This window comes from Mesorhizobium sp. M0894 (genome assembly GCF_040319725.1).
Lineage (GTDB): Bacteria > Pseudomonadota > Alphaproteobacteria > Rhizobiales > Rhizobiaceae > Mesorhizobium.
Genome location: NZ_JAMYOG010000004.1, coordinates 316,477 through 343,393 on the forward strand (window position 1 = coordinate 316,477; position 26,917 = coordinate 343,393).

The 26,917-nt window shown below is 63.9% G+C and carries 20 protein-coding genes; 11 read left to right on the plus strand and 9 right to left on the minus strand.

Translation table 11 applies throughout. The features are described 5' to 3' along the window. Positions 1–17: 17 nt before the first annotated feature. The 3 genes from NKH91_RS10725 (at position 18) to NKH91_RS10735 (ending at position 3,497) form a co-directional block, all read left to right on the plus strand. The gene (locus tag NKH91_RS10725; protein WP_352844839.1) at positions 18–1,316 is read left to right on the plus strand and encodes a cytosine deaminase; all 1,299 of its coding nucleotides are present in this window, start codon (positions 18–20) and stop codon (positions 1,314–1,316) included. Further along, complete coding sequence (locus NKH91_RS10730) at positions 1,316–2,713, plus strand: FAD-binding oxidoreductase (protein ID WP_352844838.1); 1,398 nt, start codon at positions 1,316–1,318, stop codon at positions 2,711–2,713. The genes NKH91_RS10725 and NKH91_RS10730 overlap by 1 nt, the downstream gene beginning before the upstream one ends. A gap of 202 nt (positions 2,714–2,915) precedes the next feature. After that, positions 2,916–3,497, plus strand: coding sequence for an NAD(P)H-dependent oxidoreductase (locus NKH91_RS10735; RefSeq protein ID WP_352495937.1), 582 nt, complete (start codon positions 2,916–2,918; stop codon positions 3,495–3,497). A gap of 1 nt (position 3,498) precedes the next feature. On the opposite strand, the gene NKH91_RS10740 is transcribed toward NKH91_RS10735, so the two are convergent. From NKH91_RS10740 to NKH91_RS10760, 5 genes are read right to left on the minus strand one after another with little or no spacing between them, the layout of a single operon-like run. Next, positions 3,499–5,973 carry a GcvT family protein gene (locus NKH91_RS10740; protein WP_352844388.1) on the minus strand — a complete coding sequence of 825 codons (2,475 nt, stop codon included), beginning with the start codon at positions 5,971–5,973 and terminating at the stop codon, positions 3,499–3,501. Continuing rightward, positions 5,970–7,151, minus strand: a complete 1,182-nt coding sequence (locus tag NKH91_RS10745) for a pyridoxal phosphate-dependent aminotransferase (protein ID WP_352844386.1) — start codon at positions 7,149–7,151, stop codon at positions 5,970–5,972. Before NKH91_RS10745 ends, NKH91_RS10740 begins: the two co-directional genes overlap by 4 nt. Continuing rightward, positions 7,151–8,050: a homocysteine S-methyltransferase family protein gene (locus NKH91_RS10750; RefSeq protein ID WP_352844384.1), complete on the minus strand. Its 900-nt coding sequence runs from the start codon at positions 8,048–8,050 to the stop codon at positions 7,151–7,153. Before NKH91_RS10750 ends, NKH91_RS10745 begins: the two co-directional genes overlap by 1 nt. Beyond that, positions 8,047–10,500, minus strand: coding sequence for a GcvT family protein (locus NKH91_RS10755; protein ID WP_352844382.1), 2,454 nt, complete (start codon positions 10,498–10,500; stop codon positions 8,047–8,049). The genes NKH91_RS10750 and NKH91_RS10755 overlap by 4 nt, the downstream gene beginning before the upstream one ends. 13 nt (positions 10,501–10,513) lie before the next feature. Then, complete coding sequence (locus NKH91_RS10760) at positions 10,514–11,107, minus strand: helix-turn-helix domain-containing protein (protein ID WP_352484512.1); 594 nt, start codon at positions 11,105–11,107, stop codon at positions 10,514–10,516. Between the two features lie 273 nt (positions 11,108–11,380). On the opposite strand from NKH91_RS10760, the gene NKH91_RS10765 reads away from it, so the two are divergent. Continuing rightward, positions 11,381–12,079, plus strand: a complete 699-nt coding sequence (locus tag NKH91_RS10765) for a nitroreductase (RefSeq protein ID WP_352484513.1) — start codon at positions 11,381–11,383, stop codon at positions 12,077–12,079. A gap of 20 nt (positions 12,080–12,099) precedes the next feature. Here the strand turns inward: NKH91_RS10765 and NKH91_RS10770 are convergent, their stop codons facing one another. From NKH91_RS10770 to NKH91_RS10785, 4 genes are all read right to left on the minus strand, one after another. Then, positions 12,100–12,687, minus strand: coding sequence for a sarcosine oxidase subunit gamma (locus tag NKH91_RS10770; RefSeq protein ID WP_352484514.1), 588 nt, complete (start codon positions 12,685–12,687; stop codon positions 12,100–12,102). After that, positions 12,680–15,676, minus strand: a complete 2,997-nt coding sequence (locus tag NKH91_RS10775; RefSeq protein ID WP_352814626.1) for a sarcosine oxidase subunit alpha — start codon at positions 15,674–15,676, stop codon at positions 12,680–12,682. Before NKH91_RS10775 ends, NKH91_RS10770 begins: the two co-directional genes overlap by 8 nt. Beyond that, positions 15,673–15,969, minus strand: a complete 297-nt coding sequence (locus tag NKH91_RS10780; RefSeq protein ID WP_023719917.1) for a sarcosine oxidase subunit delta — start codon at positions 15,967–15,969, stop codon at positions 15,673–15,675. Before NKH91_RS10780 ends, NKH91_RS10775 begins: the two co-directional genes overlap by 4 nt. Positions 15,970–16,060: 91 nt before the next feature. Continuing rightward, on the minus strand, positions 16,061–17,320 hold the full coding sequence (locus NKH91_RS10785) for a sarcosine oxidase subunit beta (RefSeq protein ID WP_352844380.1): 1,260 nt from the start codon (positions 17,318–17,320) through the stop codon (positions 16,061–16,063). A 216-nt stretch (positions 17,321–17,536) separates the two neighbouring features. Here NKH91_RS10785 and NKH91_RS10790 point away from each other — a divergent pair, with 216 nt between their 5' ends. The 7 genes from NKH91_RS10790 (at position 17,537) to NKH91_RS10820 (ending at position 26,917) form a co-directional block, all read left to right on the plus strand. Continuing rightward, a complete protein-coding gene (locus NKH91_RS10790) occupies positions 17,537–20,026 on the plus strand; it encodes a mechanosensitive ion channel family protein (RefSeq protein ID WP_352844378.1) in 2,490 nt (829 codons plus the stop codon). 156 nt (positions 20,027–20,182) lie between these two features. Beyond that, on the plus strand, positions 20,183–20,446 hold the full coding sequence (locus NKH91_RS10795) for a hypothetical protein (RefSeq protein ID WP_023676533.1): 264 nt from the start codon (positions 20,183–20,185) through the stop codon (positions 20,444–20,446). A 268-nt stretch (positions 20,447–20,714) separates the two neighbouring features. Next, positions 20,715–23,276: a GcvT family protein gene (locus NKH91_RS10800; RefSeq protein ID WP_023719920.1), complete on the plus strand. Its 2,562-nt coding sequence runs from the start codon at positions 20,715–20,717 to the stop codon at positions 23,274–23,276. A gap of 96 nt (positions 23,277–23,372) precedes the next feature. Next, positions 23,373–24,224: a DUF1194 domain-containing protein gene (locus tag NKH91_RS10805; RefSeq protein WP_352495943.1), complete on the plus strand. Its 852-nt coding sequence runs from the start codon at positions 23,373–23,375 to the stop codon at positions 24,222–24,224. A 111-nt stretch (positions 24,225–24,335) separates the two neighbouring features. Beyond that, positions 24,336–25,286 (plus strand): ABC transporter substrate-binding protein, encoded by a 951-nt coding sequence (locus NKH91_RS10810; RefSeq protein ID WP_352495944.1) that lies wholly within the window; start codon positions 24,336–24,338, stop codon positions 25,284–25,286. A 72-nt stretch (positions 25,287–25,358) separates the two neighbouring features. Continuing rightward, on the plus strand, positions 25,359–26,135 hold the full coding sequence (locus NKH91_RS10815; RefSeq protein ID WP_352484520.1) for an ABC transporter permease: 777 nt from the start codon (positions 25,359–25,361) through the stop codon (positions 26,133–26,135). After that, positions 26,132–26,917: an ABC transporter ATP-binding protein gene (locus NKH91_RS10820; RefSeq protein WP_352791112.1), complete on the plus strand. Its 786-nt coding sequence runs from the start codon at positions 26,132–26,134 to the stop codon at positions 26,915–26,917. The genes NKH91_RS10815 and NKH91_RS10820 overlap by 4 nt, the downstream gene beginning before the upstream one ends.

Below are 26,917 nucleotides of genomic sequence, written 5' to 3' on the forward strand. Positions count from 1 at the left end.
TGGTGGACAGCGCCGCCTTGATACCAGCTTCTGGTTCCTACCATCTCGCCAAGGTTCGGCTTCATGCCTCACTGACGCCGGGCTTTTCTGGAGCCTTCGATACCGACGGGTTTGGGCTCGCCGATATCGCCATCGCCGATGGCAAGATCTCCGGGATTACGGCGCATCGATCCAACGCACAGGCAGGCGCCATCGACCTTGGCGGCCGGATCGTCTTGCCCTGCTTCGTCGACTGCCACACCCATATCGACAAGGGCCATATCTGGCCTCGAAAGCCCAACCCGGACGGCACCTTCATGGGCGCGCTGAACGCAACGGGCGCCGACCGCGCGGCGCACTGGAGCGCCGACGACGTTGCCCGCCGCATGGATTTTTCGCTGCGCTCTGCCTATGCGCATGGCACCAAGGCGCTGCGTACGCATCTCGACAGCGTCGCCCCGCAGGAAGAGATCTCCTGGCCGGTGTTCGAGACGATGCGGGAGAAATGGCGCGGCCGCATCGAGCTGCAGGCGGCCTGCCTGCTCGGCATCGAGGGCGTGCGCGACAGGAAGTGGTTCGAGAGGCTGGCCAAGCGGGTGGCTGCCGCCAAGGGCGTGCTCGGCGTCGTCACCTACATGGTGCCGGACCTCGAAGAACTGCTCGACCAGGTGTTTGCGCAGGCGATCAAGCATGGCCTCGACCTCGATTTCCATGCCGACGAGACCGACGATGTCTCGGCGATCTCGCTCAAGAAGATTGCCGAAGCCGCCCTTTGGAACGGTTTTGACGGGAACATCCTGGTCGGCCATTGCTGCTCTTTGGCGCGCCAGCCCGACCTTGACGTGCTCGACACGCTGGACAAGGTCGCCAAGGCCGGCTTGGCGGTGGTGTCGCTGCCGATGTGCAATCTCTATTTGCAGGACCGGCGCGGCGACAACACCACGCCGCGCTGGCGCGGGGTGACGCTGCTGCACGAGATGAAGGCGCGCGGCATTGCCGTCGCCGTCGCCTCCGACAATACGCGCGACCCGTTCTACGCCTATGGCGATCTCGACATGCTGGAGGTCTATCGCACGGCGACGCGCATCCTGCATCTCGACCATCCCGTCGCTGACTGGCCGCAAGCGGTGACAGCGACGCCGGCCAAGGTGATGCGGCTCGATGGTTTCGGCACGCTTGCCGCCGGAGGGCCGGCCGATTTCGTCGTCTTCAAGGGGCGAAGCTGGACGGAATTGCTGTCGCGGCCCGAATCGGATCGCATCGTGGTGCGCGACGGCCAGGCGATCGAACGCCAGCTGCCCGATTATGCCGAACTCGATGATCTGATGGTGGAATGATGGATATTGCGGCGCTCAAGCGCGACCTGGACGGCCTCAAGGTCGACGACCATCCGGCGATCGTCCAGCAGAAGAGCCGCGACTTCTACTGGTACAGCCCGGTGCTGAAGCAGCAGCTCGAGCATGTCACCGGCGACCTGATCGTGACGCCGAAAACGGAAGACGAGGTCGTCCGCGTGCTCGCCGCCTGCCACCGGCATGGCGTGCCGGTGACGCCGCGCGGCAGCGGCACCGGCAATTACGGGCAGGCGATGCCCCTGTCCGGCGGCGTCGTGCTCAATCTCGCCGAGATGAACGCGATCAAGGCGATCGCGCCCGGTCGTGTCGTCACCGGTCCCGGCGCCGTGCTCGCCGACATCGACAAGGCGACGCGGGCGCATTCCGGCCAGGAGCTCCGCATGTCGCCGTCGACCTACAACACGGCATCGATCGGCGGCTTCGTCGCCGGCGGCTCCGGCGGTATTGGCTCGATCCGCTGGGGCGGCTTGCGCGACCTCGGCAACGTCATCCGGCTGAGGACCGTGACGATGGAGGCACAGCCCCGCGTCATGGAGCTCACCGGCGAGGACGTGCTGAAAGTGATGCACGCCTACGGCACCAACGGCATCATCACCGAAGTCGAGATGCCGCTAACCGCCAGTTATGACTGGATCGACGTCATCGTCGGCTTCGACGATTTCATGGATGCGGCCGGCTTCGGCAACGATCTCGCCATCCAGGACGGCATCCTGGCGAAGTTGATCACGCCGATAGCAGCACCCATCCCCTACGATTACTTCAAGCGCCACCAGCGGTTTTTCCGGCGCGGCCAAAGCATCGTCGTCCTGATGATCGCGCCGCATGCGATGGATGCCTTCCTCGCCTTCACTGCGCGCATTAAGGGCGAGATCGTCTTTCGCGCCGATAAGGAGGCCGATCTCAAGGGGCTGCCGCCGGCCTATGAGCTGACCTGGAACCACACCACGCTGCGCGCCATCCGGGTCGACCCGACGATCACCTATCTGCAGACCCGCTACCCGTCGCCGGACCACCTCGGTCACGTCAAGGCGATGGTCGAACGCTTCGGCGACGAGGTGCCGGCGCATCTCGAATTTATCCGCTTCGATGGCGCCATCGGCATCGCCGGATTGCCGCTGGTGCGCTTCACCACGGCGGAGCGGCTGTACGAGATCATCCGCATCCACGAAGACAATGGCTGCTGGATCTTCAACCCGCACCGCTACACGCTGGAAGAAGGCGGCATGAAGCGGACGGATGAAGTGCAACTGGCTTTCAAGCGTGAGACCGACCCGCAAGGGCTGCTCAATCCGGGCAAGATGATCGCCTGGGAAAACCCGGACTATGATTATCGCTCAGGCAAGTCGTTCCTGTTCAAGGGGCTGGAGAAGACGGGTTGAGGAGAGGTTTGCGCTTGAACACCCCCCTCTGGCCTGCCAGCCATCTCCCCCTCAAGGGGGGAGATCGGCTGTCGGTATCGCTTTCGCCAGTTGACGACGTTGGAAGATGGTCGAGACGATGGAACCGCCAATCTCCCCCCTTGAGGGGGAGATGCCCGGTAGGGCAGAGGGGGGTGCCTCGCGCCGACCTGCGAGGACTTGGGTGAACATCCTCGTCCTCTACGCTCATCCGGTCGAGACCAGCTTCAATGCCGGTCTGCACCGGACCATCGTCGAGCGGCTGAAGGCCGCCGGCCATGCCGTCGACGATTGCGATCTCTATGCCGAGGGGTTCGATCCCAGGCTGACGCGGGCCGAACGGCTCTCCTATCACGACGCGCGCAGTGACGGCGATCCTGCAGCGGCTTACGTCGAGCGCTTGCTGCGGGCCGAGGCGCTGGTGCTATCGTTTCCGGTGTGGAACTTCGGCTATCCGGCCATTCTGAAAGGCTTTTTCGATCGCGTCTTCCTGCCCGGCGTGTCGTTCAAATTGGTTGACGGCAAGGTGCAGCCGTCGCTGCACAACATTCGCAAGGTCGCCGCGGTCGCCACCTATGGCGGCAGTCGGTTCCGAGCCATGCTGATGGGCGACCCGCCGCGCAAGCTGGTCAAGCGGGTGCTGCGTGCGACCATCAAGCCTGGCGGGTCGGTTTCCTACCTCGCGCAGTACTCGATGAACCTATCGACCGACGAGAGGCGGACGAGGTTCGTGGCGAAGGTCGCGGCCGAGATGGATGCGTTCTGAGCTACATCCGCACTCGCTCGGCCTTCGGATCGTACATCGGCTTGAGCGAGGCCTCGGCGGCAAAGCGCTCGCCGGCGATCTCGATCTCGTAGGACGACGACAGCACATCCGCCTCGCTCTCACCCTTGCAAGGCACGTAGCCAAGCCCGATTGCGCCGCCGAGATGATGGCCGTAATTGCCCGAGGTGATCGGACCGACGATCTTGCCGTCGCGCAGGATCGCCTCGTTGTGGAAGAGCAGCGGCTCGGGGTCGTTCAGGCGGAACTGCACCAGCCGGCGTGACAGGCCGGTTTCTTTCTTCTTCAGCACCGCATCGCGGCCGAGGAAATAGCTCTTGGCCGTCTTCACGGCGAAGCCAAGGCCGGCCTCCAGCACATTGTCTTCGTCGGTGATGTCGTGGCCGAAATGCCGGAACGCCTTTTCGATGCGGCAGGAGTCCAGCGTGTGCAGGCCGCATAGCTTCAGACCGACATCGGCGCCGGCCTCTTCTATCGCCTCGAAGACGTGGGCGGCCTGATCGGTCGAGACATAAAGCTCCCAGCCGAGCTCGCCGACATAGGTGACGCGGTGGGCGCGGGCCAGGCCCATGCCGATCTCGATCTCCTGAAACGTTCCGAACGGATTGTTGTCATTGGAGAAATCATTCGGGCTGACCTTTTGGATCAGCTTCCTCGAATCCGGGCCCATCAGGCAAAGCACCGCTTCGGCAGCGGTCACATCGGTAATGACGACGAACTCGTCGGCAAGATGTTTTTTCAGCCAGGCCAGATCGCGCTGCAGCGTGGCGCCCGGCACGACGAGGAAGAAGGCTGTTTCGGACAATCGCGAGACGGTCAGATCGCTCTCGATACCGCCGCGCTGGTTGAGCATCTGGGTGTAGACGATCTTGCCCGGCGCCACGTCCATGTCGTTGGCGCAGAGTCTTTGCAGGAAAGCGCAGGCGTCGCGACCCTCGACGCGGATCTTGCCGAACGAGGTCATGTCGAACAGGCCAACGCTGTTCCGGACCGCCAGATGCTCCTCGCGCTGGTTGTCGAACCAGTTCTGCCGTTTCCACGAATAGCGGTATTCGCGCTCCTGGCCGGGCCTAGCGAACCAGTTGGCGCGCTCCCAGCCGGCGACCTCGCCGAACACCGCACCGCGCGCCTTCAGATGCTCGTGCAGCGGCGAACGCCTCACGTTCCGCGAGGTTGCCATCTGCCGGTAAGGAAAATGATCGGCATAGAGCAGGCCGAGCGTTTCGGAGACGCGCTCCTTGAGATAGCGGCGGTTCTTCTGGAACGGCTGGGCGCGGCGGATGTCGACCTCCCAGAGATCGAACGGCGCTTCGCCGTCATTGATCCATTGCGCCAGCGCCATGCCGGCGCCGCCGGAGGAGACGATACCGATCGAATTGTAGCCGGTCGCCATCCAGTAGCCGGAAAGCTCCGGCGCCTCGCCGAGATAATAACGGTCGTCGGGGGTAAAACTCTCTGGGCCGTTGAAGAAGGTGTGGATGCCGGCGGTGGCCAGCATCGGCATGCGGTTGACGCCCATTTCGAGGATCGGCTCGAAATGGTCCATGTCCTGCGGCAACTGGTCGAAGCAGAACTCCTCGCTTATGCCGTTCATGCCCCACGGCTTGGCCACCGGCTCGAAAGCGCCGAGCATCATCTTGCCGGCATCTTCCTTGTAGTAGGCGCATTCGTCGGGCACGCGCAGCACCGGCAGGCGGGAGAGCCCGGGGATCGGTTCCGTCACGAGATAAAAGTGCTCGCAGGCGTGCAGCGGAATGGTGACGCCGTTCTGGGCGCCAAGTTCGCGTGCCCACATGCCGGCGCAGTTGACGACGATGTCGGTGTCGATCGTGCCTTGCTCGTCGCCCTGCGCCCAGGAGACGCCGGTGACGCGGCCTGCCTTGGTATGCACCTTGGTCACCTTGACGTTCTCGACGATCGTCGCACCGCGCTGACGTGCGCCCTTGGCCAACGCCATGGCGATGTTGGCGGGGTCGCATTGGCCGTCGAGCGGCAGATGCACGGCGCCGACCACATCGGATACATTGAGATGCGGATACATCTGCTTGACTTCACCTGGCGAAATCTCGCGCACGTCGACATCGAAGGCACGGGCGAGAGACGCCTGCCGATAGATCTCGTGCTTGCGCTCCCCGGTCAGCGCCACCGTGATCGAGCCAACCTGGCGCATGCCGGTGCCGACATCGGTCTCGGCCTCGAGCTTGACGTAGAGGTCGGCCGAGTATTTCGCCAGCCGCGTCATGTTCTGCGAGCCGCGCAGCTGGCCGATCAGGCCGGCGGCGTGCCATGTCGTGCCCGATGTCAGCTGCTTGCGCTCGAGCAGGACGATATCGGTCCAGCCGAGCTTGGCCAGGTGATAGGCTACCGAGCAGCCGGAGACGCCGCCGCCGATGATGACCGCCCTCGCTTTGGGAGGAATGGCCTTGGTCGGAATGGTTTTGGCGGGCGGGGCGTTCATGCGGCCTCACGGCGATAGCTGGAGGCGAAGCGGCGCAGACGCGTGGCAGCTTCCATCAGTACCGCCTCAGGCTGGCAGAGGCTGAAGCGGATGTGGCCTGCTGCGGCCTCGCCGAAGCTCGAGCCGGGCATGACGGCGACCTTTTCCTGGTCGAGGAAGGCCCAGGCGAATTTCTCGTCGTCCGGCTCGATCGCCGATATGTCGAGCATGACGTACATGCCGCCTTCGGAGCCGCGCACGGTGACGTCGTTCATGCCGCGCATGGCATCGAGAACGACGGCGCGCCTTGCGGCATAGCGCTCGGCGATCTCCTTGACGCCGTAGCCGTTTTCGAGCGCCTCGGCGCAAGCCAGGCTGATGAAGGCCGGCAGGCCGTAGGTCATCACCAGATTGAGGTCGGTCAGCAGCGAGATCATCTCCTCGGGCCCGGTCAGCCAGCCCATACGCCAGCCGGTCATGCCGTGGCTCTTGGACATCGAATTGATGACCAGCGTACGTTCTGCCATGCCGGGCAGCGAGCGCGGCGAGACGTGCTCGCCACCGCCAAGCGTCCAATAGACCTCGTCCGACAGCAGCCAGAGGTCATGCTCGCGGCAGATCTGCGCCAGATCTTCCAGCCGCTCGCGCGAATAGACGGCGCCGGTCGGATTGTTCGGCGTGTTGATCAGGATGGCGCGGGTGTTCGGCCGAAGTGCGGCGCGGATCTCGGCGGCGCGCGGCTGAAAGCCATCTTCGGCAGGTGTCTCGACGACGCTGAACGCGGCGCCCGCCGCGCTGAAGGTATTGGGATAGGTGGCGTAATAGGGCGCGACGACGATGGCATGGTCGCCCTGGTCGAGAACAGCTTGAATAGCTGCGTAAAGCGCGGCCTGCCCGCCCGGCGTGGCGATGACCTGGTCGGGGCTGGTCGCAACACCGGTGCAGAGCGTCGAGGCCGCCGCCATCGCCTTGCGCAGCCGCGGAACGCCGGCAAGTGGGGTGTAGTGGTGATTGCTGGCGCGGACCGCCGTCACGCAGGCTTCGATCGTCTCGCTCGGCGTGTCGAAATCATGGTCGCCGACCGACAGCATGATGATGTCCTCGCCGGCCTGCTTGCGCGCCCAGGCAGCGGAATGAACCTCCCAGCCATCCTTGCCCGAAGGCACGATGCCGGAAATGCGCGATGATGGCCTGGGCATTATGCTACTCCCGAAATTTCGTAGCCGGCCTGTTCGAGCCGGTCGCGCAAGGCGGCGATGTGGGCCGGTCCGACTTCGCAGCAGCCGCCGACGATGCCGGCGCCGGCCTCGACCCAGCCGATCGCCTGGCCGGCATAGGCGTCCGGATCGAGGTCGTGGCGGGCGTGCAGCACTTCGACGGTGCCGCCATGCTTGAGCGCCTCGACCGAGGTGAAGCCATTGGCATAGGCGCCGACCGCACCGCCGAGAGCGATCAGTCCGGGCAGCGCTGCAGCGATCGCTTCGGGCCGGCAGCAATTGATCAGCCGGGCCGCGACGGGCAGTCCGTCAAGAGCGCTCGACGCCGTCGTAATGGCTTCGCCGCTGCGCAGGCGCGGCGTGCCGTGGTCGGCAAGCGTCCACGACACCCATACGGGCTTGCCGCTTTCCGATGCCGCGGTGACGGCGGCGCGCGCCTCTTCGGCCGACGCCATGGTTTCGCACAGAAACAGATCGACGCCGTCCGCCTGCTCGGCAACGATGCGGCGATAGATATCGAGTGTATCCTGGAACGATATCGTCAGCGCCGGCGCATAGCTGCCGAACAGCGGCGACAGGCAGCCGGCGATCGCTGCGTCGCCGGCCTGGTCGCGCGCTTGCCTTGCCAGTTCGATGCCGCGTTTCTGCAACGGCTTGAACAGCTCTTCCGCGCCCTCGCGCGCCAGCCGCTCCGGCGTGGCGGAATAAGTGTTGATGGTGATGACGCGGGCGCCGGCGCGGATGAATTCCGCATGCAGGTCGCGCACCAGATCCGGTTCGTCGATCAGCACCCTGGCCGACCAGAGCGGCGTCGGCTCGGAGCTGCTGCGGCGGACCAGCTCCTGGCCCATGCCGCCATCGGTGAGGATGACTTTCTTCATGCTTTGAGCCTTTCGTTCGTCGGATCCCATAACGGCTCATCCTTCTGCACGATCGCCCGAAAACGTTCGCCGAAGATCTCGACCTCGACCGCGGTTCCCGGCTCGGTGAGGTCGGCGCGCAGCATGCCGAGCGCGATCGACTTGTCGATGCGATGACCCCAGCCGCCGGATGTCGTCTCGCCGACGATGTGGCCGTCATGCCAAAGCGTCGACATGTAAGGTGCGTCGCAGTCGCCGGGATTTTCGACGACCAGCGTGACGAAGCGCTTCTTGATGCCCTGCTGCTTTTCGTTCTGCAGCGCCGCCTTGCCGCGGAAGTCGGGCTTGTCCCATCTGACGAAGCGCTCCAGCCCGCCCTGCAGGATCGAGTAGTCGGTCGACAGGTCGCCCTTCCAGGTGCGGTAGCCTTTTTCGAGCCGCAGCGAATCCAGCGCGTACATGCCGAACGGTTTCAGGCCGTGCCTCTGGCCGGCCGCCCAGACAGCGTCGAAGATGACAGCGGTATCGTCGACCTTGCTGTGGATTTCCCAGCCGAGTTCGCCCGCGAAGGACACGCGCACCAGCCTTGCCCAACGTCCGGCGATACTGGTCTCCTGGTGCGTCAGCCAGGGCTGGGTGAGGTCGGCCGCGCAGAGTTCGGCGAGGATGTTTCGCGAGTTGGGGCCGGCGAGGATCTGGGTGGAGTATTCCTCCGTCCTGTCGACCAGCTTGAATGTGGCGTCCTTCGGTGTGCGCGATTTCAGCCATTCGAAATCATGCCATTGCGCCACCGCGGCAGTAATCAGCGTCATCAGGTCTTCGTCGTGGCGGACGACCGACATTTCGGTGACGATGCGGCCCTTGTCGTCGGCAAAATAGACGAGGCCGATGCGGCCGGGTTTCGGCACCAGGCCTGTCACCTGGAGGCTCAGCCATTCGGCGGCACCCGAACCGTCTAGATTGAAGCGGGAAAATCCCGGCAGGTCCAGAATGCCGGCGGCATCGCAGACGGCGAGGCATTCCTCGCGCACACGACGCTGCCAGGGGCCGTCACGGCGGAAGGTCAGCGTGGATTGTTCGGAGATGTCGTCGCCTGGCTTCGCATACCAGGTGGCGCGTTCCCAGCCATTATAGGCGTCGAACTGGGCGCCGAGCGCCTTGATGCGGCCGTGGAGCGGCGACAGCTTGCGGTCGCGCCCAGCCGGCCAGGCGTGGCGCGGGAATTGGATGGCATACTCGTTGCCGTAGATCTCCATGCCCTTGGCGACGCAGTAATCCGGCGCCGACGCAAAGGCGGTGAAACGGCGTGGATCGCAGGACCACATGTCCCATTCGGTCTGGCCCTCGGTCACCCACTCGGCCAGCACTTTGCCGGCGCCGCCGCCCTGGGCGATGCCGAAGGTGAAGACGCAGGCCTCGAAGGCGTTGGGCACGCCAGGCATCGGGCCGATCAGCGGGTTGCCGTCCGGCGCATAGGGGATCGGCCCGTTGATGACCTTGGACAGCCCGGCGGTACCGAGGATCGGCACGCGGGCGACGGCATCGGCCAGGTAATGTTCCAGCCGGTCGAGGTCGTCGGGAAACAGCTGGAACGAAAAGTCGTCCGGCATCGGGTCGTTGTGGCCGACCCAATGGGCGCGGCAATTGCGCTCATAGGGGCCGAGGTTCATGCCGTTCTTTTCCTGGCGCAGATAATAGGACGTATCGACGTCGCGCAGCAACGGCAGCTTCTTGCCTTGTTCCTTCGACCACGCCGCCAGTTCGGGGATTTCCTCAAACAGGATGTATTGATGGCTCATCACCATCATCGGCACCTCGCGGCCGAACATCCTGCCGACTTCGGCGGCGCGGTAGCCGGCGGCGTTGACGACAATCTCGCAGCGAATCTCGCCTTGCGGCGTCTCGACCACCCACTCGTCGTTCTCGCGGCGCACGCCGGTGACCGGGCAGAAGCGGATGATCTTCGCACCCATGTCGCGCGCGCCCTTGGCCAGCGCCTGGGTCAATTGCGCCGGGTCGATGTCGCCGTCGCTCGGATCGTAGAGCGCGCCCTTCAGCTCATGCGTTTCGATGAAGGGGTAGCGGCGCTTGATCTCGTCGGGGCCGACGACATTGATGTCCATGCCCTGATAGCGGCCCATGCCCTTGGCGCGCTGGAATTCCTGCATACGCTCGATCGTATGGGCGAGCCTGAGCGAGCCGGTGACATGATAGTTCATGGGATAGCCGACCTCGTCGGCCAACCGGCGATAGAGCTCGGTCGAATAGCGCTGCATGTTCATCAGCGACCATGACGAGGAGAACGTCGGCACGTTGCCGGCGGCATGCCAGGTCGAGCCGGAAGTCAGCTCGTTCTTCTCCAGAAGCACGCAGTCGGTCCAGCCCGCCTTGGCGAGATGATAGAGCGAGGAGGCGCCGACGGCACCGCCTCCGATGATCACCACGCGTGCCGTGGTCGGCAAACTGGCCATGTTCTTCTCCAGATCAATAGACGGGCGGCGAAACCACCCAGATCACCACAGCCGGTTCCGCTCCAGGATTGCGCCAGCGGAACGGCTTGCCGTCAAAGCGGAAGGAGTCGCCTGCTCCAAGCCGGTGCCAGACGCCGGCAATTTCGATGTCGAAGCTGCCGGACGCGACGTAGCCGGCTTCCTCGGTCGGCCGGCGGGCCTCGGTCTTCAGCTCGGCACCGGGGGCGAAGACCGAACGCAGCATCTCGAAGCTACCGCCGAGATCCGGCGACAGAAGCTCCTCCACCAGGCCGGAATCGCTTGTGCCAAGGGTGCGCCGGTTGCCGGCGCGCACGACCACGCCGCGTTCGGTCTCGACAGGCACGTCATGGCTGAAGAACAGGCTGACCGGCACGCCGAACAATTCGGCGAAGGCCCTGAGATCGCCGAGCGACGGGATCGACAGGCCGCGCTCGACCTGACTGACCCAGCCGACGGAACGGCCGAGCTTCAGCCCGATTTCGGCAAGCGTCAGGCCGCGCGCCTTGCGCAACGCGCGAATGTCGCCGGCCAGCAGCCGTTCGCCGTTATCTTGTTCCGGTGTTGCGGCGGTTGAGGGCAAAGCCATCCCTGTCTCGATGAAAAATTCCCAGCAAATTTCATGTGACCGCAGGTCTGTGAAAAAATCAAGATGATTTTCATGAACCCACAAGATTTACTTGCGCCATTTTGACGGTTCAGGCAAAGGCTCGGCACACGAGCGGCGAGTGGGGCGTCCGGTCGAGGCGGATAGGGCGTCGAGCGTTCATAGAAACTCGCAAGGATGCTCCATCACTTCTAGTCGGCGCATGATCCTTTCCGGAAAAGCCGGGTTCCAGGATTATGCGCAAAGGGACGGCCCATGCTGGAAAACAACTCCCGGATTGCGGCGGCGATCGTCGATGACGCGATCACCTCGCGCCGGTCCGTACGCGCCTTCTTGCCTGACATGGTCGATGACGACACCATCCGCGATATTCTCGCCGTTGCCGCGCGCGCGCCTTCAGGCACCAACATGCAACCCTGGAAGGTCTATGTGACCAAGGGCGAGGTCAAGCAGCGCATCACCGACGCCATTCTCAGTTCGGGCATCCGCGCCGAAAAGGCGGAGTGGGACGAGTACCGCTACTATCCTGACCAGTTCTTCGAACCCTATCTGACGCGACGGCGGGCCAACGGCTTCGGCCTCTACGGCGTGCTCGGCATCGGCCGGCGCGAGGTCGACAGGATGCGCGCCCAGCACGACCGCAATTTCGTCTTCTTCGATGCGCCGGTCGGCATGATCTTCACCGTCGACCGGCGGCTGAACAAAGGGTCGTGGATCGATTACGGCATGTTCCTGCAGAACATCATGGTCGCGGCGCGGGGCAGGGGCCTACACACCTGCCCGCAGGCCGCCTTCGCGCCCTATCACCGGCAGATCAGGCCGGTGCTCGACATCCCCGACGAGGAGATCGTCGTCTGCGGCATGGCGCTCGGCCATGAGGATACGTCCAAGCCCGAAAATGCCTTCCGCACCGACCGCGCGCCGCTGGAAGAGTGGGTTACGTTCGCGGAGTAGGGTGACGACGCGCCGTCTAGCTACTGCACTTCGTAACCGACTTCCTCGCTGGCGTGGCAGAGCGCCTTCCAGAACGAGCGTGCGAACGAGCGGAACACATAAATGTCGAATTGATCGGCGCCGGTGCGCTGGATCTGCGCGAAGACGTCGTGATGCATGGTCGAGCGGCCGGCGCCGATCGGGAAGGCCGGCAGCGCGAAGTCGATGGCGAAGAATTTTGCCAGGACCCACTCGGCCTTCGGCCCGGCGATACGGATCGCGGTGCGGCCGTGCGAAAGGTCGGTCACCGTACCGATAGCCGGAGTGACGACGTCGGCAAAGGCCGACGCCAATCCCTCGGCCTCATCGACCATTGTGAACTTTCCCGGCGCAAAGCCGAACACCGATCTGACGCCGTCCGTGACGCCGCCGCCGGCGCCGTCGGGCAGAGCCAGGCCGGTGACCGCATGGATGCCGGCCATCAACGCCTTCTCCTGGCCGGGCCAGGCGGCGAGCTGCAGGATCGAACCCGGCCTGGTTTCGGAGAGGATGATTTCGACACCGTGCTCGAAATTGCCATGCGAGCCTGGATGCAGCACCGGCTCAAGCGGTGATTGGCGCTCAACCATGCATGCGGCTCCCGTCCGGATCGAAGAAATGGTTGGAGACGATCTCGACCGGCCCGAACCGGTTGCGCAACGGGTCGGAGACATAAGCGCGCGTGCCGCGCCGCGCCTTGCCGCCCTTGACCAAGGCAAGCGCTATATATTTGCCGAGCGCCGGCGAATAGCAGCAAGCGGTGATGTGACCGAGCGAGCCGTGCGGATTGGCTTCGTCAAGCTCCTCGACGATGTGTGCGCCGCCGTTTAGCGGCTGGTTGTCGAGCGAAACAATACCGACGAGTTCCAGGCGGTCGGGCGCGATCAGCCCCTCGCGATCCATCATCGCCGAACCGATAAACGGCTTCTTCTTCGACAGTATCCAGTCGAGATGCAGGTCGCGCCCCGTGGTACGACCGTCGATCTCGGCGCCGGTGACGTGGCCCTTCTCGATGCGCAGGGTGCCCAGCGCCTCCAGTCCGTAGGTCACCAGCCCGAACGGCTTGCCGGCTTCGATCAGCGCCTCCCAGACATGGGTGCCGTAACCGGTGCCGGAATAGACCTCGAAGGCCATTTCGCCGGAGAAGGACAGCCGGCAGATCATCACCGGCACGCCGGCGATTTCGCCGTGGACGATGCCCATGAAGGGCAGGGCGGCATTGTCGACAGCGGTGCCGCTGACGCAAGCAGCCAATATCTGCCTGGCGTTCGGCCCGCCGATGGCGGCACCGGCCCATTGGTCGGTGACCGAGGTGACGTGGACCTTCAGCTCCGGCCAGATCACGTCGAGAAAATACTCCAGATGCTGCATTACCTTGCCGGCATTGGCGGTGGTGGTGGTCATCAGGAAATCCTGCTCGCCAAGCCGCCAGGTGGTGCCGTCGTCGAAGGCGAGGCCGTCCTCGCGCAGCATTAGCCCATAACGCGCCTTGCCGACGGCCAGCGTCGAAAACATGTTGGTGTAGACGCGGTCGAGGAATTCCGCCGCGTCCGGGCCTTGCACCGCGATCTTGCCCAGTGTCGAGACGTCGACAATGCCGGCGCTCTCGCGCGTGGCTCTCGCCTCGCGCACATAGGCCTGCTCGATCGTTTCACCGGGATGGCCGTAGATCATCGGCCGGTACCAGAGGCCGGCCGAATACATGGTGGCGCCGTTGGCGACGTGCCAGTCATGCATCGGCGTCAGCCGCTCGGGCTTCAGATCGCCGAAGCGTTCGGCGGCAAGCGAGCCGATCGACACCGCCGAAAAAGGCGGACGAAAGCGCGTCGTGCCGACCTGCGGGATCGGCTTGCCCAGCGCCTCGGCCATGATGGCGAGGCCTGGTATGTTGGAGCTCTTGCCCTGGTCGGTCGCCATGCCGAGCGTGGTGTAGCGCTTCAGATGCTCGACCGAGACGAAGCCTTCGCGGTGTGCCAGACGCACGTCGTCGGCCGTCACGTCATGCTGGAAGTCGACGAAGCTTTTTCCTGCGGCCTTGATCTCGAACACCGGTGCCGGATCGGGATCGCCAGGTGCTGCCCCGACGGCAGGCAAGGCCGCCGGCGTGGCTGTTGCGCCCGCAGCGGAAAGGCCGGCGGCGCGACCTTCGGCGATCGCCTCGGCGGTGGAGAAACTGCCGGTGAAGGCGCCGGCGCCGATCCATTGCCGTGTTGTCGGTTTCGGCGGCAGGAACGCTTGTAACGCTTCGTTCCATTCCGCTTTGGCTCCGGCCTGGCTGGCCAGATGGATGGTCGGCGACCAGCCGCCCGACATCAGCAGGCAATCGGCGTGGATGCTGCGCGCATCGCCGGAAAGCGCACCACTGGCCATGTCGAAGCGCTGCACCTTGAAGCCGGAAAGCGCCTTGCCGCCCTCGGTGGCTATCACCGCGTGGCCAGAAAAGATCTCGGCTTCGGTCTCGCCGGCCAGCTTGCGCATTTCGCTCGAAAGCTCTGGGCGCGCGTCGACGATGGCGACGACCGCGGCACCGGCCTTCTTCAACGCCAGTGCTGCGCGATAGGCGCTGTCATTGTTGGTGAACAGCGCGACCCTGTGACCCGGCAGCACGCCATATTCATTGGCATAGCGCTCGGCCGCATGCGCCAGCATCACGCCTGGCCGATCATTGCCAGGAAAGACCAAGGGACGCTCCAGGGAGCCGGTGGCCAGCACCACCGATTTGGCGCGGATGGTCCAGTAGCGATGGCGCGGCTCGCCTTTGTCCGGTGTTTCCTTATGGTCGGTGACGCGTTCGATCGCGGCAAGCGTGTTGCCGTCGTAATAGCCCCAGACGGTGGTGCGCGGCAGCAGGCGAACATTGTCATGGCCTTCGAGCTGGCCGGCGGCGCGCGCCGCCCAGTCGGCGGCCGGCATGCCATCGATCGTCTCGCCCGACCAATTGGCCGAGCCGCCGAAATGCGGCTCGAGCTCGGCCAGGATGACGCGTGCACCCTGATCGGCGGCCGCCCTGGCGGCCATCAGCCCGGCCGGGCCGGAACCGACCACCAGCACGTCGCAAAACGCGTTCATGCGTTCGTAGCGCGCCGTATCGGGAGCCGTGCCTGCCTTGCCCAGGCCGGCGGCACGGCGGATGAAATGCTCGCAGAACATCCAGAAGCGCGTGCCCTTCAGCGGACCGACCACGGGTCCCATGAAGGTCTTGTAGTAGAAGCCGGCCGACAAAAGCTTGCCGCCGAGCTGGTTGATGGCATTGACGTCCCAGGCAAGCGAGGGGAAGCGGTTCTGGCTCATTGCGGCCAGCCCGTCATAGATCTCGACCATGGTGGCGGGAATGTTCGGCTCGCGAACCTCGCCCCTCAACACAGTCACGAGCGCGTTTGGCTCCTCGACGCCGGCAGTCAGCACGCCGCGCGGGCGGTGATATTTGAACGAACGCCCAAACAGGGTGACGCCGTTGGCCAGCAGCGCCGAAGCCAGCGTGTCGCCGGCATGGCCGGTATAAGGCGCGCCGTCGAAGGTGAAGCGGATGGTCCGCAGCCGGTCGATGCGGCCGCCGGTCTCGGTACGGCGCGGGCTCATGACTTGTCCTCGGCCCTGTGCCGCGCAACCGAGTTGTGGTCGCCGCGCGCGAAGGCAGTGCTGGAGATCTCGTGCGTCAGCGTGTTGCGCACCACCCTGAGATGGGCGCGGCAGCCGCCGGAATGCTGCCAGATCTCATTGTGGTCGCCGGCGGGGTTCAGCCGGTCGTAGACATAAGCGTTCCAGGCGTCGAGGTTTTGCGACGCGGGCTGTGGGCGCTGGCGATTGCCGTCGCCCTGATAGGTGAATTCGATAACGTCGCGCGGGCCGCAATAGGGGCAGGTGATGAGCATGGATCTCTTAAACTTCTCGTTTGACCATGATCTTGTCCGAAAACCGGTTTCCACTTTTCGCTGACGCGGACCTGCGGTTCGGGATCATGGCCTAATGCAGCCGGGGTGTGGCGCCCTGGCCCTTGTCGTCGATCACCATGCCACGGTAAAAGCGGTCGAGTGTGAAGGCCGCGTTGAGATCGTGCGGCTCGTCCTTGGCGATGGTCCAGGCAAAGCACCAGCCGGAAGCCGGCGTCGCCTTGAAGCCGCCATAACACCAGCCGCAATTGAGATACATGCCCGGCAGCGGGCCGGTGGTGATGATCGGCGAGCCGTCCATCGACATGTCGCAGACGCCGCCCCATGAGCGCAGCATGCGGACGCGGGCGAGCCCCGGGAACAGCGCCAGCATCTCGCTCATCACCTCATCGACGATCGGCAGGCTGCCGCGCTGGGCGTAGCTGTTGTAGCCGTCGAGGTCGCCGCCATAGACAAGACCGCCCTTGTCCGATTGCGACATATAGAAATGGCCCATGCCGAAGGTCAGGACCGTATCGATGAAGGGTTTTAGCGATTCCGTAACGAAGGCCTGCAGCACGTGGCTCTCGATCGGCATCGTCTCGATGCCGGCAAGCCGCATGACCCGCCCGGTGCTGCCGGCCACCGCTACCGCTACCTTCTTGGCGCGGATTTCGCCGCGCGTCGTCGTGACGCCGGTGATACGGTCGCCGTCGCGCAGGAAGCCGGTGACCTCGCAGTTTTCGATGATGTCGACGCCGCGGCGATCTGCGCCACGCGCATATCCCCAGGCGACCGCATCGTGGCGGGCGGTGCCGGCGCGTCGCTGCATCAGGCCGCCGACGATCGGGAAACGCGCCGTGGCGGAGACGTCCAGCGCCGGCACCAGGCGGGCGATCTCCGCCGTGGTCATCAGTTCCGCGTCGACGCCGAGATGGCGCATGGCGTTGCCGCGCCGGGCATAGTCGTCGAGCTGAGCAGGTGTGTGGGCGAGGTTCAGGCAGCCGCGCTGCGAGAACATGACGTTATAGTTGAGGTCATGCGACAGGTTCTCCCACAGCTTCATCGAATGTTCGTAGAAGCGCGTGTTGGCGGGCAGCAGGTAGTTGGAGCGGACGGCCGTCGTGTTGCGGCCGACATTGCCGGAACCGAGCCAGCCCTTCTCCAGCACCGCGACATTGGTGATGCCGTGCTCCTTGGCGAGATAGTAAGCGGTCGACAGGCCATGGCCGCCGCCGCCGATGACGATGACATCGTAGGACGCCTTCGGGTCGGGCTTGCGCCAGGCCGGCCTCCAGTCCTTGTTTCCGGTCAGCGCGTTCTTGAGAAGCGAAAAGGCCGAATATTCCGCCATTCTTATTGTCATCCATTTCAGGCTTGGCGGCAGACTATAGAGCAGGCGGCCAACGCAAAGCCAAGATTGCGCCATCGCTTTTCGACTCCCCGACTTCGATTGGATATGGCCGACTTCGAAAGCGGGCCGTCAGGGACGGCTTGCCCCCAGATATGTCGGTCTTTACCAAGAGCGGGCCTTTAGAACGCCTTATCGCCCGTGAGTCGCCAGACAATCATGTTTTTCCGACTGCTCCGCTTCGTTCTGGTCCTGATGCTTGTCGCCTCGGCGCCGCTTTCGTTGCGAGCGGTGGCGCAAGGGCTTGGCCAGGCGCCCGCGGGACTGGTCAGTGATCAGCAGAAAATCCTCCAGGACCTGATGACGAAGACCGACAATCTCGAAACGAAGTTCCAGCAGGACGGCGACGATGACGCCAGCCTTGTCGATATTCGGCTGCAGCTGGAAGAAATGTCGCGTGCCTCGCTCAACAGCGCGCTCGCTTTCCGGCCGCGGCTGAGCGAGATCAACAGCCGGCTAGAGCAGCTAGGCCCGCCGCCGGCCGCGGGCCAGCCGGCCGAGCCCGATATCGTGACCGGCGAACGCCAGGCGCTGGCCTCCGAAAAAGCCGAGATCAATGCCGTCATCGCCACGGCGCAAAACCTGTCGATCCGCATCAGCGGGCTGATCGAGAAGATCGGCAATATGCGCAGCGAGCTTTTCCGCAACCAGCTCACCAAGCGCTACGTGCTGTCCGATGCATTGAGCCCGGAGGTCATTTCCGATGCCAACAACGAATTTACCAGTTTCTACAAGGCGGTGTCGTCCTGGCTGAGCTTTGCCTTCAAGTTCAAGTTCCAGGCCGTTCTTGCCGCGGCCTTGATGGCGCTTGCCTTGGCCGCCGTGCTTTTCGTCGGCGGGCGGCGCCTGTTCGGCCGTGTGTTCGAAGCGGACCCCTCGGTGGAGGATCCCTCCTATCTCAGCCGGCTGTCGGTGGCGTTCTGGTCGACATTGCTGCCGACGCTGGCAGTCGGCGTCTTCCTTGCCTCGACCATTTTCTTTTTCAATTATTACAACGTCTTGCGCGGCGATATCGGCATCTTCCTGAATGCGCTGGCTGCCGTTGTCGCGGGTGTGTTCTGCGTCAACCGGCTGACCAATGCGGCGCTTGAGCCGCGACTGCCGAACTGGCGTCTGATCCCTGTCGAAACCGGCCCGGCGCGCTGGCTGGTGCGGCTGACGACGGCCATGGCCGTCGCCATCGGCATCAATTATTTCCTGTCGGTCGTGAACGACAAGATGGGCTCGCCGCTGTCGCTGACCATCGCCAGAAGCTTTGTCGCCACCATCATCGTCGGCGTCATCCTGATCCTGATGGGCCTGCTGAAGCCGTTCAAGGCCGCCGACGGGATCTGGCGGCCGTGGCCGGCGTGGCTGCGTTACACCGCCGTGGCGCTGGGGCTGTTCACCATCGCGTCGGCGCTGTTCGGCTATATCGGCCTTGCCATGTTCGTCTCGGTGCAGGTCGTGATCACCGGCACCATCCTGGTCACCGCCTATATCGGCTTCCTGTCGGCGCGGGCGATCGGCGAGGAAGGCGGCTTCGCCAATAGCTCGATCGGCCGTTGGCTATCCGCCAATTCAAGCTATGAGCCGACCGCGCTCGACCAGCTCGGCCTGGTCGTCAGCGTCGCCATCAACGTGATGATCGTGCTGGTGTTCCTGCCGCTGATCCTGTTGACGTGGGGCTTCCAGCCCGGCGACATCCAGGCTTGGGCCTACAAGCTGGCAACGGGGCTGACCATCGGCTCGGTGACGATCTCGATCACCGGCATCCTCTCAGGCGTCGTTGTCTTCATCATCGGCTATTTCCTGACGCGCTGGTTCCAGGGATGGCTGGACGGCTCGGTGATGGCGCGCGGCCGCGTCGACACCGGCGTGCGCAATTCGATCCGGCTGGCGGTCGGCTATGCCGGCGTCGCCGTCGCGGCACTGGTCGGCATCTCGGCCGCCGGCATCGACCTCTCCAGCCTCGCGCTGGTCGCCGGTGCGCTGTCCCTCGGCATCGGCTTCGGCCTGCAGAATGTCGTCTCGAACTTCGTCTCGGGCCTGATCCTGTTGGCCGAGCGGCCGTTCAAGGTCGGCGACTGGATCGTCGCCGGCGACATCAGCGGCACTGTCAAGAAGATCAGCGTGCGCGCCACCGAGATCGAGACGTTCCAACGGCAATCGGTGATCCTGCCCAATTCAAACCTGATCAACAATGCGGTCGGCAACTGGACGCACCGCAACAAGCTCGGCCGCGTCGACATCAAGGTCGGCGTTGCCTATGGTAGCGACGTCAAGCACGTGCATGGCGTCCTTTTGGAGATCGCACGCAGCCATCCGCTGGTGCTGAAGAACCCGGAACCCTTTGTGCTGTTTTCCAATTTCGGCCCGGCCGCGCTCGAATTCGAGATTCGCGTGTTCCTGGCAGACGTTCTTAGTGGCAATATCGTCCAGAACGACATCCGCTTTGCAATCTTCGATGTGTTCGCCGACCAGCATATCGAAATTCCGTCGGCGCCGCGCGCCGTCGTCGAGACCAAAAAGCACGAGGCGTGGCCGATCGACGACGACAAGATCGAAGTCGAATTCGCCGAGCGAGAGCAAGCAAAAGCACTGGCAGTGGCGGAGGCGAAACGTCTCGCCAAGTCGGGACGCAAGGTGCGGAAGCCTGATCCTGACTAGCTGTTTGGAGCTTGCCTTCAAGCCTTCGGAAACCAATTGCGGCATGAATGCGGCATTCAGTTGCCGTTCAGCTTGCATTGCATATAAGCTCACCTGCAAACGGCGAGAATGCCTTGCAAAATGCAACAGAGGCGGTGGCAACACCGATACTGCAAAATGTGGAAGTCTCTCGTCGCCGCCATCGCTTTTCTGGCCGTGGGCGGTTCGGCCCATGCCGCCAGCGCGGTCAACAAGGACGCTGAGACCCGCACGCTGATCGTGACCGAAGGCGGCGGCAAGACCGAGCTGGCGCTGGCCGCCGGCGAAACCGTGGAATTTTGCCCGAGCGGCTGTTTTGTTACCTTGCCGAATGGCGACCTCGAGGCGCTGACCGGTTCGGAGACCATTGAGATCTCGGGCGGCGTCGCGCGCATCAAGTAAAGTCGACGCCATGATTTTTTGAAGGCCGGGCAAACGCCCGGCCTTTTATTTGCTTCCGGTAATCGGCGATGAAGGTATGCACTTTTCTTCGAAGCTGCGCAGGACGGGCTCTAGCAGCGCCTTCGTACTGAGCAGGGCGAAGGCGTAGGTCTAACTGCATTCGACGGGCTGGTGGCGCGGGCTTTTTTGGCGATGTCGCAAACAGGCTGCAAGCGCGGCGCGGCGCCGCCCTATAGTCTGGCGCAATAGCATCTTGGAGTCGCGGGCAATGGCAGGGTTTCCGGAAAAGGCGAAGGTCGTCATCGTCGGGCTTGGCGGCATCGTCGGCGCATCGGTCGCCCATCACCTGATCGAGCGCGGATGGGACGATATTGTCGGCATCGACAAATCAGGCATCCCGACGGATATCGGCTCGACGGCGCATGCCTCCGACTTCTGCTACACGACCAGCCACGATTTCCTGTCGTGCTGGACGACGCTCTATTCCATCGATTTCTACGAAAAGATGGGCCATTACGCGCGCATCGGCGGCCTCGAGGTCGCCCGCGTCGGCGACGACGCCCGCATGGCGGAGATCAAGCGCAAGATCGCCTCGGCGAAGGCCTTCGGCACACGCGCCCGCCTGATCGATCCCGCCGAGATCAAGGAAAAATTCCCGCTGATCGAAGAACAGATGGTACAGGGCGGCCTGTGGGATCCCGACGCCGGCCTCGTCATCCCGCGCTCGCAGACGGTCGCCGGCAAGCTGGTCGACCAGGCGGAAGCCTCCGGCAAAGTCAGGGCGTTTGCCAATACCTCCGCCAAGTCGCTCGTCATCGAGAACGGCCGCATCAAGGCCGTGGTGACCGACCGCGGCACTATCGAAGCCGACTATGTCGTGGTCTGCACCGGAATCTGGGGACGGCTTATTGCGGAAATGGCGGGCGAGGACCTGCCCGTGATGCCGATCGACCATCCGCTTACCTTCTTCGGGCCGTACACCGAGTTCGCCGGCACCGGCAAGGAGATCGGCTGGCCGCTGCTGCGCGACCAGGGCAACTCGGCTTACATGCGCGATACCGGCGATCCCAAGACGGCCGAAGGCGGGCAGATCGAGTGGGGCTACTACGAAGAGACCAATCCGCGCCTTTGCCATCCGCGCGACATTCTCGAGAAAAACGAGGCACGGCTTTCGCCGTCGCAGCGCGATCTCGACATGGAGCAGATCATGGCGCCGCTCGAGCGCGCCATGGAACTGACGCCGATCCTGGGCGAGTTGGGCTACAATGAGAGCCATTCCTTCAACGGCCTGCTGCAGGTGACGGCGGACGGCGGCCCGTCGATGGGCGAAAGCCAGAAGGTCAGGGGCCTCTGGTATGCCGTTGCCATCTGGGTCAAGGATGGCCCGGGCATGGGCAAGCTCATCGCCGACTGGATGACGGACGGCCGCACGGCGATCGACCACCACGCCATCGACTATTCGCGCTTCTATCCGCACCAGACGAAAGAGCAGTTCATCTGGGACCGCTGCACCGAAACGGCGATGAAGGTCTACAACCCGGCGGTGCATCCGCGCGAACCCTTCTCCAAGGCCCGCAATGTCCGCCGCTCGCCCTTCTGGGAGCGCGAGAAGGAACTCGGCGGCTATTTCATGGAGCTCGGCGGCTGGGAACGCGCCCATGGCTACGCCGCCAACGAGCATTTGCTCGAGAAATACGGCAACCGGGTGCCGATGCGTCAAAACGAGTGGGACAACCGCCATTTCTGGCGCGTCTCGAATGCCGAGCATCTCGCCATGAGCGAGGATTGCGGCATCGTCAACCTGTCGCATTTCGCCATGTACGACGTCGAAGGCCCCGATCACGTCGCGCTGATGGAATGGCTGTGCGCGGCAAAGATCGGCGGCGACGGCAATATCGGCAAGGGCATCTATACCCATTTCCTCGATGAGGAAGGCATGGTGCGCGCCGACCTGACCGTCATCCGCATGGCCGACCGCTGCCGCGTGATCGACGGCGCCGATGCCGGACCGCGCGACTTCCAGTACATGCGCCGGACGGCAGAAGACAAAGGCTTCGACGTTACCGTCACCGACGTGACCGAGAAGTACGTGACCGTCGGCATCTGGGGTCCGAATGCGCGGGCGGCATTGAGCAAGGTCGTGGAAAATCCCGACGGACTGACGCCGGAGAATTTTCCCTTTGCCGCCATCAAGCCTGTCAGGATCGCCGGCAAGGACGTGACCGCCTTCCGCATCTCCTATGTCGGCGAGCAAGGCTGGGAACTGCATATGCGCTACGAGGACGGCCTGGCCGTCTGGGACGCCCTGCGGTCGACCGGCGTAATGGCCTTTGGCGTCGAGACCTATGCCAACAGCCGCCGCATGGAGAAGAGCCTGCGCCTGCAGAACGCGGATCTCTTGACCGAGTACAATCTGCTGGAGGCTGATCTTGCCCGGCCGAAGGTCAAGGAGGCCGATTTCTGCGGCAAGGCAAAGCATCTGGAATATCGCGCCCGGGCGCATCAGCCGGCCATGCTTTGCACCCTTGTGATGACGGACAATACCGATTCCAACGGCGTTCCCCGCTATCCGGTCGGCACGATGCCGGTGATGGACCCGCAAACCGGTGAGACGCTGGTCGACGAGCTCGGCCGTCGGTCGTTCACGACCTCGGTGGCCTATGGTCCGACCCTCGGCAAGAATATCGCGCTCGCCTACCTGCCCTGGGCTTATTGCCAGGAGAGCCGCAAGTTGAGCGTCGAATATTTCGGCGAGAAATACCCGGTCGAAGTGGCCGCGGTCGGCTACAGGCCGCTCTACGACCCGGAGAACCTCAATCCGCGCAGCTGAACTTAGAGACGTGCTCGCAAAAACGTGACTGGAACAGCCGCGCTCTCGGCCGGGCTTTCCTCTTTGTCGGTCGTCGATTTTAGCTTACCGTGCGGCATGTCTGCTTTTGCCTGTGCAAGACATCTCGTCTCGGGTGCCGCCGCGCTGGCGTCGGTGCTATGGCCGGCGGCAATCTCCCGCGCCGCCGAGCCGGTTGACGTCGAACTGGTGCTGGCAGTCGACGTGTCCTTGTCCATGTCGCCCGACGAGCTCGAAATCCAGCGCCACGGCTATGCGGCGGCGCTGACGCACGACGACGTGCTGCAGGCAATCGGCGACGGCGCTCACGGCAAGATTGCCGTCACCTACGTCGAATGGGCAGGCGCGACCTGGCAGCAGGTCGTTGTGCCGTGGACGGTAATCGCCAACCGTGCCGACGCCGAGCGGCTGGCAGCGCAGCTTTCCGCTCATCCGCCGGCCAGTGCCAGGCGCACCTCCATCTCCGGCGCGCTGGAATTCGCCAGCGATCTGTTCGCCGAAAGCGGCTTCCAGGGCGTCAAGCGGGTGATCGACATTTCGGGCGACGGCCCCAACAACCAGGGCGCACCTGTCGACATCACCCGCGACGCCGTGATCAAGCAGGGCATCACTGTCAACGGCCTGCCGCTGATGACCAAGGGCGGCGGGTTCAGCAGCGCTTACGATGTCAACAATCTCGACCGTTATTACAGCGATTGCGTCATCGGTGGGCCAGGTTCCTTCATGATCCCGGTCAATGACTGGACGCAGTTTCCGGAGGCCATCCGCCGCAAGCTGGTGCTGGAGCTTGCCGGTCCGGCCTCGCCGCAGCGAGCGACGGAAGAGGCGGCGCATCCGCCATTGGTGCTGGCACAGGACATCCCCGTCACCGACTGCCTGGTCGGCGAAAAAATGTGGCGCGACCGCAGCTGGATGTACAACAGCCGCTAATGGCGAAGTTTGCTGCCGGCGGCCACATACCGCAGTGCAGCATCGGCTTCATTGACAAGCCTGCGGGCGTCTGTGACACAATTCCCATCCGAACAAAAAAGGGGAACCGACATGAACAGGATCGGAATTCTTGCCACAGGCTTGGCGCTTGCCGCTGGGTTGTGCGCGCCGGCGATAGCCGCCACATCGGTCAGCATCGGCATCAGCGGATGGACGGGCTTTGCGCCGCTGACGCTCGCCAAGCAGGCCGGCATCTTCGAAAAGCATGGCCTCGACGTCACCTTGAAGAAGGTGCCGCAAGCCAGCCGGCCGCTCGCCATCGCCAGCGGCGACCTGCAATGCGCCGCCACCACGGTCGAGACCTGGCTGGTCTGGAACGCCAACGGTGTGACGACTAAGCAGATATTCCAGCTCGACAAGTCCTACGGCGCCGACGGCATCGTCGCCCGCAACGACATCAAGACCGTTGCCGACCTCAAGGGTAAGTCGGTTGCGTCATCGGCGCCGGGCACGTCGCCCTATTTCATGCTGGCCTGGGTGCTCAACAAGAACGGCATGTCGACCAAGGACGTGACGGTCGTCAATCTGGAGCCGGATGCGGCGGCGCAGGCGTTTCTTGCCGGACAGAACGATGCGGCAGTCACCTACGAGCCGTTCATCTCGGCGGTGCGCGAAAAATCCGACCAGGGCCATATCCTTGTGACCACTCTCGACTATCCGATGGTGCTCGACACGGTCGGCTGCACGCCGGAGTTCCTCAAGGCCAATCCGGATGCGGCCAAGGCGCTTGCCGACAGCTATTTCGAGGCACTCGCCCTGATCAAGAGCGATCCGGCGAAATCCTATGAGACCATGGGCGCCGACGTGAAGCAGTCGGCCAAGGAGTTCGAAGAGTCGGCCAAATACCTGAAATGGGCCGACAAGGCCGAAAACAAGCAGTTCTTCACCAAGGAGTTCCAGGACTTTTCCAAGACCGCCGGCGAGCTTCTGCTGCAGATGGGCCTGATCAAGGAAGCGCCCGACGTCTCGACATTGGCCGACACCAGCGCCGTCGCCGACTGACCGGCAGGATTGTCGCCCGGCGGCGGTGCCCTGCGCCGCCGCTTTTTCATTCAGATCAAAGGACGGTTGACGATGCCGCGCCCCTTGCATCCGGTCTCGCCCGGCATTCGAACCGTGCTCGGCATCTCGTTCTTCGTGCTGTTCGTGGCGTTCTGGGCGTGGATCACGCTTGGCGGCCACGTCAATCGCATCTTCCTTGCCGATCCGCTTTCGATGCTGAGAGACGGCTGGCGGCTGCTGGTCGAGGACCGCTTCTGGCTCGACATCCTCATCACCATCTGGCGCGTCTTCGGCGGGTTTCTGATGGCAGCCATCGTTGCCGTCCCGCTCGGCATCGTGATGGGCGCCTGGAAGCCCGTGGAGGCGTTCCTGGAGCCGTTCGTCTCCTTCGCCCGCTATCTGCCGGCATCGGCCTTCATCCCGCTGCTCATCCTGTGGGCGGGCGTCGGCGAACTCGAAAAACTGCTGGTGATCTTCGTCGGCTCGGTGTTCCAGATCATTCTGATCATCGCGGTCAAGGTCGGCGGCACACGGCGCGACCTGGTCGAGGCGGCCTACACGCTGGGCTCGTCCGACAACGGCATCGTGCGGCGCGTGATCATGCCGGCCAATGCGCCGGAGATTGCCGAGACCCTGCGCCTGGTGCTCGGCTGGGCCTGGACCTATGTCATCGTCGCCGAGCTGATCGGCTCGTCGTCGGGCATCGGTTACATGATCATCAACAGCCAATCGCGGCTGGCGACGGGGCAGATCATCTTCGGCATCATCGTCATCGGCCTGATTGGGCTGTTGTCCGATTTCGCCTTCAAGGCGCTCAACCGTTGGCTGTTTCCATGGAGCCTGGCGTGAGCAAGCTTCTTATTGAAGGCGTCTCGCGCACGTTTGCCGGTGTCGGCGGCGGGCAACCGGTCCAGGCGCTGATGCCGATCGATCTGGCGGTCGCCGCCAACGACTTCATCACCATCCTCGGGCCGTCCGGCTGTGGAAAATCGACGCTGCTCAGGATCGTCGCCGGCCTCGAAGCGCCGAGTGAGGGCCGCGTGTTGCTCGACGGCAAGGCGGTGGACCGGCCGGGTCCAGACCGTGGCATGGTTTTCCAGTCCTATACGCTGTTCCCGTGGCTGACGGTCGCCGAGAACATCGCCTTCGGCCTGCGCGAACGTGGAATGGCCGAGCGCGAGCGCAGCGACATCGTCGCGTCCTATGTCGATCTGGTCGGTCTGAAAGGTTTTGAGAACCATTGGCCGAAGCAGCTTTCCGGCGGCATGCAGCAACGCACGGCGATTGCCCGGGCACTGGCCAACGATCCGGAGATCCTGCTGCTCGACGAGCCGTTCGGCGCACTCGACAACCAGACCCGCGGGCTGATGCAGGAACTGCTTCTCGGCATCTGGGAGCGCCGGCAAAAGACGGTGCTGTTCGTCACCCACGACATCGAGGAGGCGATCTTCATGGCGTCGCGCGTGGTGGTGATGACGGCGCGGCCCGGCCGCATCAAGTCGGACGTTGCCGTCGACCTGCCGCATCCGCGCCACTATACGCTGAAGACCAGCCCGGAGTTTTCGGCACTGAAGGCGCGGCTGACGGAAGACATCCGCGTCGAGGCAATGCGCACGGCCGAAGCGCATTAA

Bases quoted from the DNA above. Each gene is read 5' to 3' on its own strand.
- NKH91_RS10730 (WP_352844838.1), top strand. From the start codon at position 1,316: ATGGATATTGCGGCGCTCAAGCGCGACCTGGACGGCCTCAAGGTCGAC.
- NKH91_RS10740 (WP_352844388.1), bottom strand. From the start codon at position 5,973: ATGAACGCCCCGCCCGCCAAAACCATTCCGACCAAGGCCATTCCTCCC.
- NKH91_RS10745 (WP_352844386.1), bottom strand. From the start codon at position 7,151: ATGCCCAGGCCATCATCGCGCATTTCCGGCATCGTGCCTTCGGGCAAG.
- NKH91_RS10750 (WP_352844384.1), bottom strand. From the start codon at position 8,050: ATGAAGAAAGTCATCCTCACCGATGGCGGCATGGGCCAGGAGCTGGTC.
- NKH91_RS10755 (WP_352844382.1), bottom strand. From the start codon at position 10,500: ATGGCCAGTTTGCCGACCACGGCACGCGTGGTGATCATCGGAGGCGGT.
- NKH91_RS10760 (WP_352484512.1), bottom strand. From the start codon at position 11,107: ATGGCTTTGCCCTCAACCGCCGCAACACCGGAACAAGATAACGGCGAA.
- NKH91_RS10765 (WP_352484513.1), top strand. From the start codon at position 11,381: ATGCTGGAAAACAACTCCCGGATTGCGGCGGCGATCGTCGATGACGCG.
- NKH91_RS10770 (WP_352484514.1), bottom strand. From the start codon at position 12,687: ATGGTTGAGCGCCAATCACCGCTTGAGCCGGTGCTGCATCCAGGCTCG.
- NKH91_RS10775 (WP_352814626.1), bottom strand. From the start codon at position 15,676: ATGAGCCCGCGCCGTACCGAGACCGGCGGCCGCATCGACCGGCTGCGG.
- NKH91_RS10780 (WP_023719917.1), bottom strand. From the start codon at position 15,969: ATGCTCATCACCTGCCCCTATTGCGGCCCGCGCGACGTTATCGAATTC.
- NKH91_RS10785 (WP_352844380.1), bottom strand. From the start codon at position 17,320: ATGGCGGAATATTCGGCCTTTTCGCTTCTCAAGAACGCGCTGACCGGA.
- NKH91_RS10790 (WP_352844378.1), top strand. From the start codon at position 17,537: ATGTTTTTCCGACTGCTCCGCTTCGTTCTGGTCCTGATGCTTGTCGCC.
- NKH91_RS10795 (WP_023676533.1), top strand. From the start codon at position 20,183: ATGTGGAAGTCTCTCGTCGCCGCCATCGCTTTTCTGGCCGTGGGCGGT.
- NKH91_RS10800 (WP_023719920.1), top strand. From the start codon at position 20,715: ATGGCAGGGTTTCCGGAAAAGGCGAAGGTCGTCATCGTCGGGCTTGGC.
- NKH91_RS10805 (WP_352495943.1), top strand. From the start codon at position 23,373: ATGTCTGCTTTTGCCTGTGCAAGACATCTCGTCTCGGGTGCCGCCGCG.
- NKH91_RS10810 (WP_352495944.1), top strand. From the start codon at position 24,336: ATGAACAGGATCGGAATTCTTGCCACAGGCTTGGCGCTTGCCGCTGGG.
- NKH91_RS10815 (WP_352484520.1), top strand. From the start codon at position 25,359: ATGCCGCGCCCCTTGCATCCGGTCTCGCCCGGCATTCGAACCGTGCTC.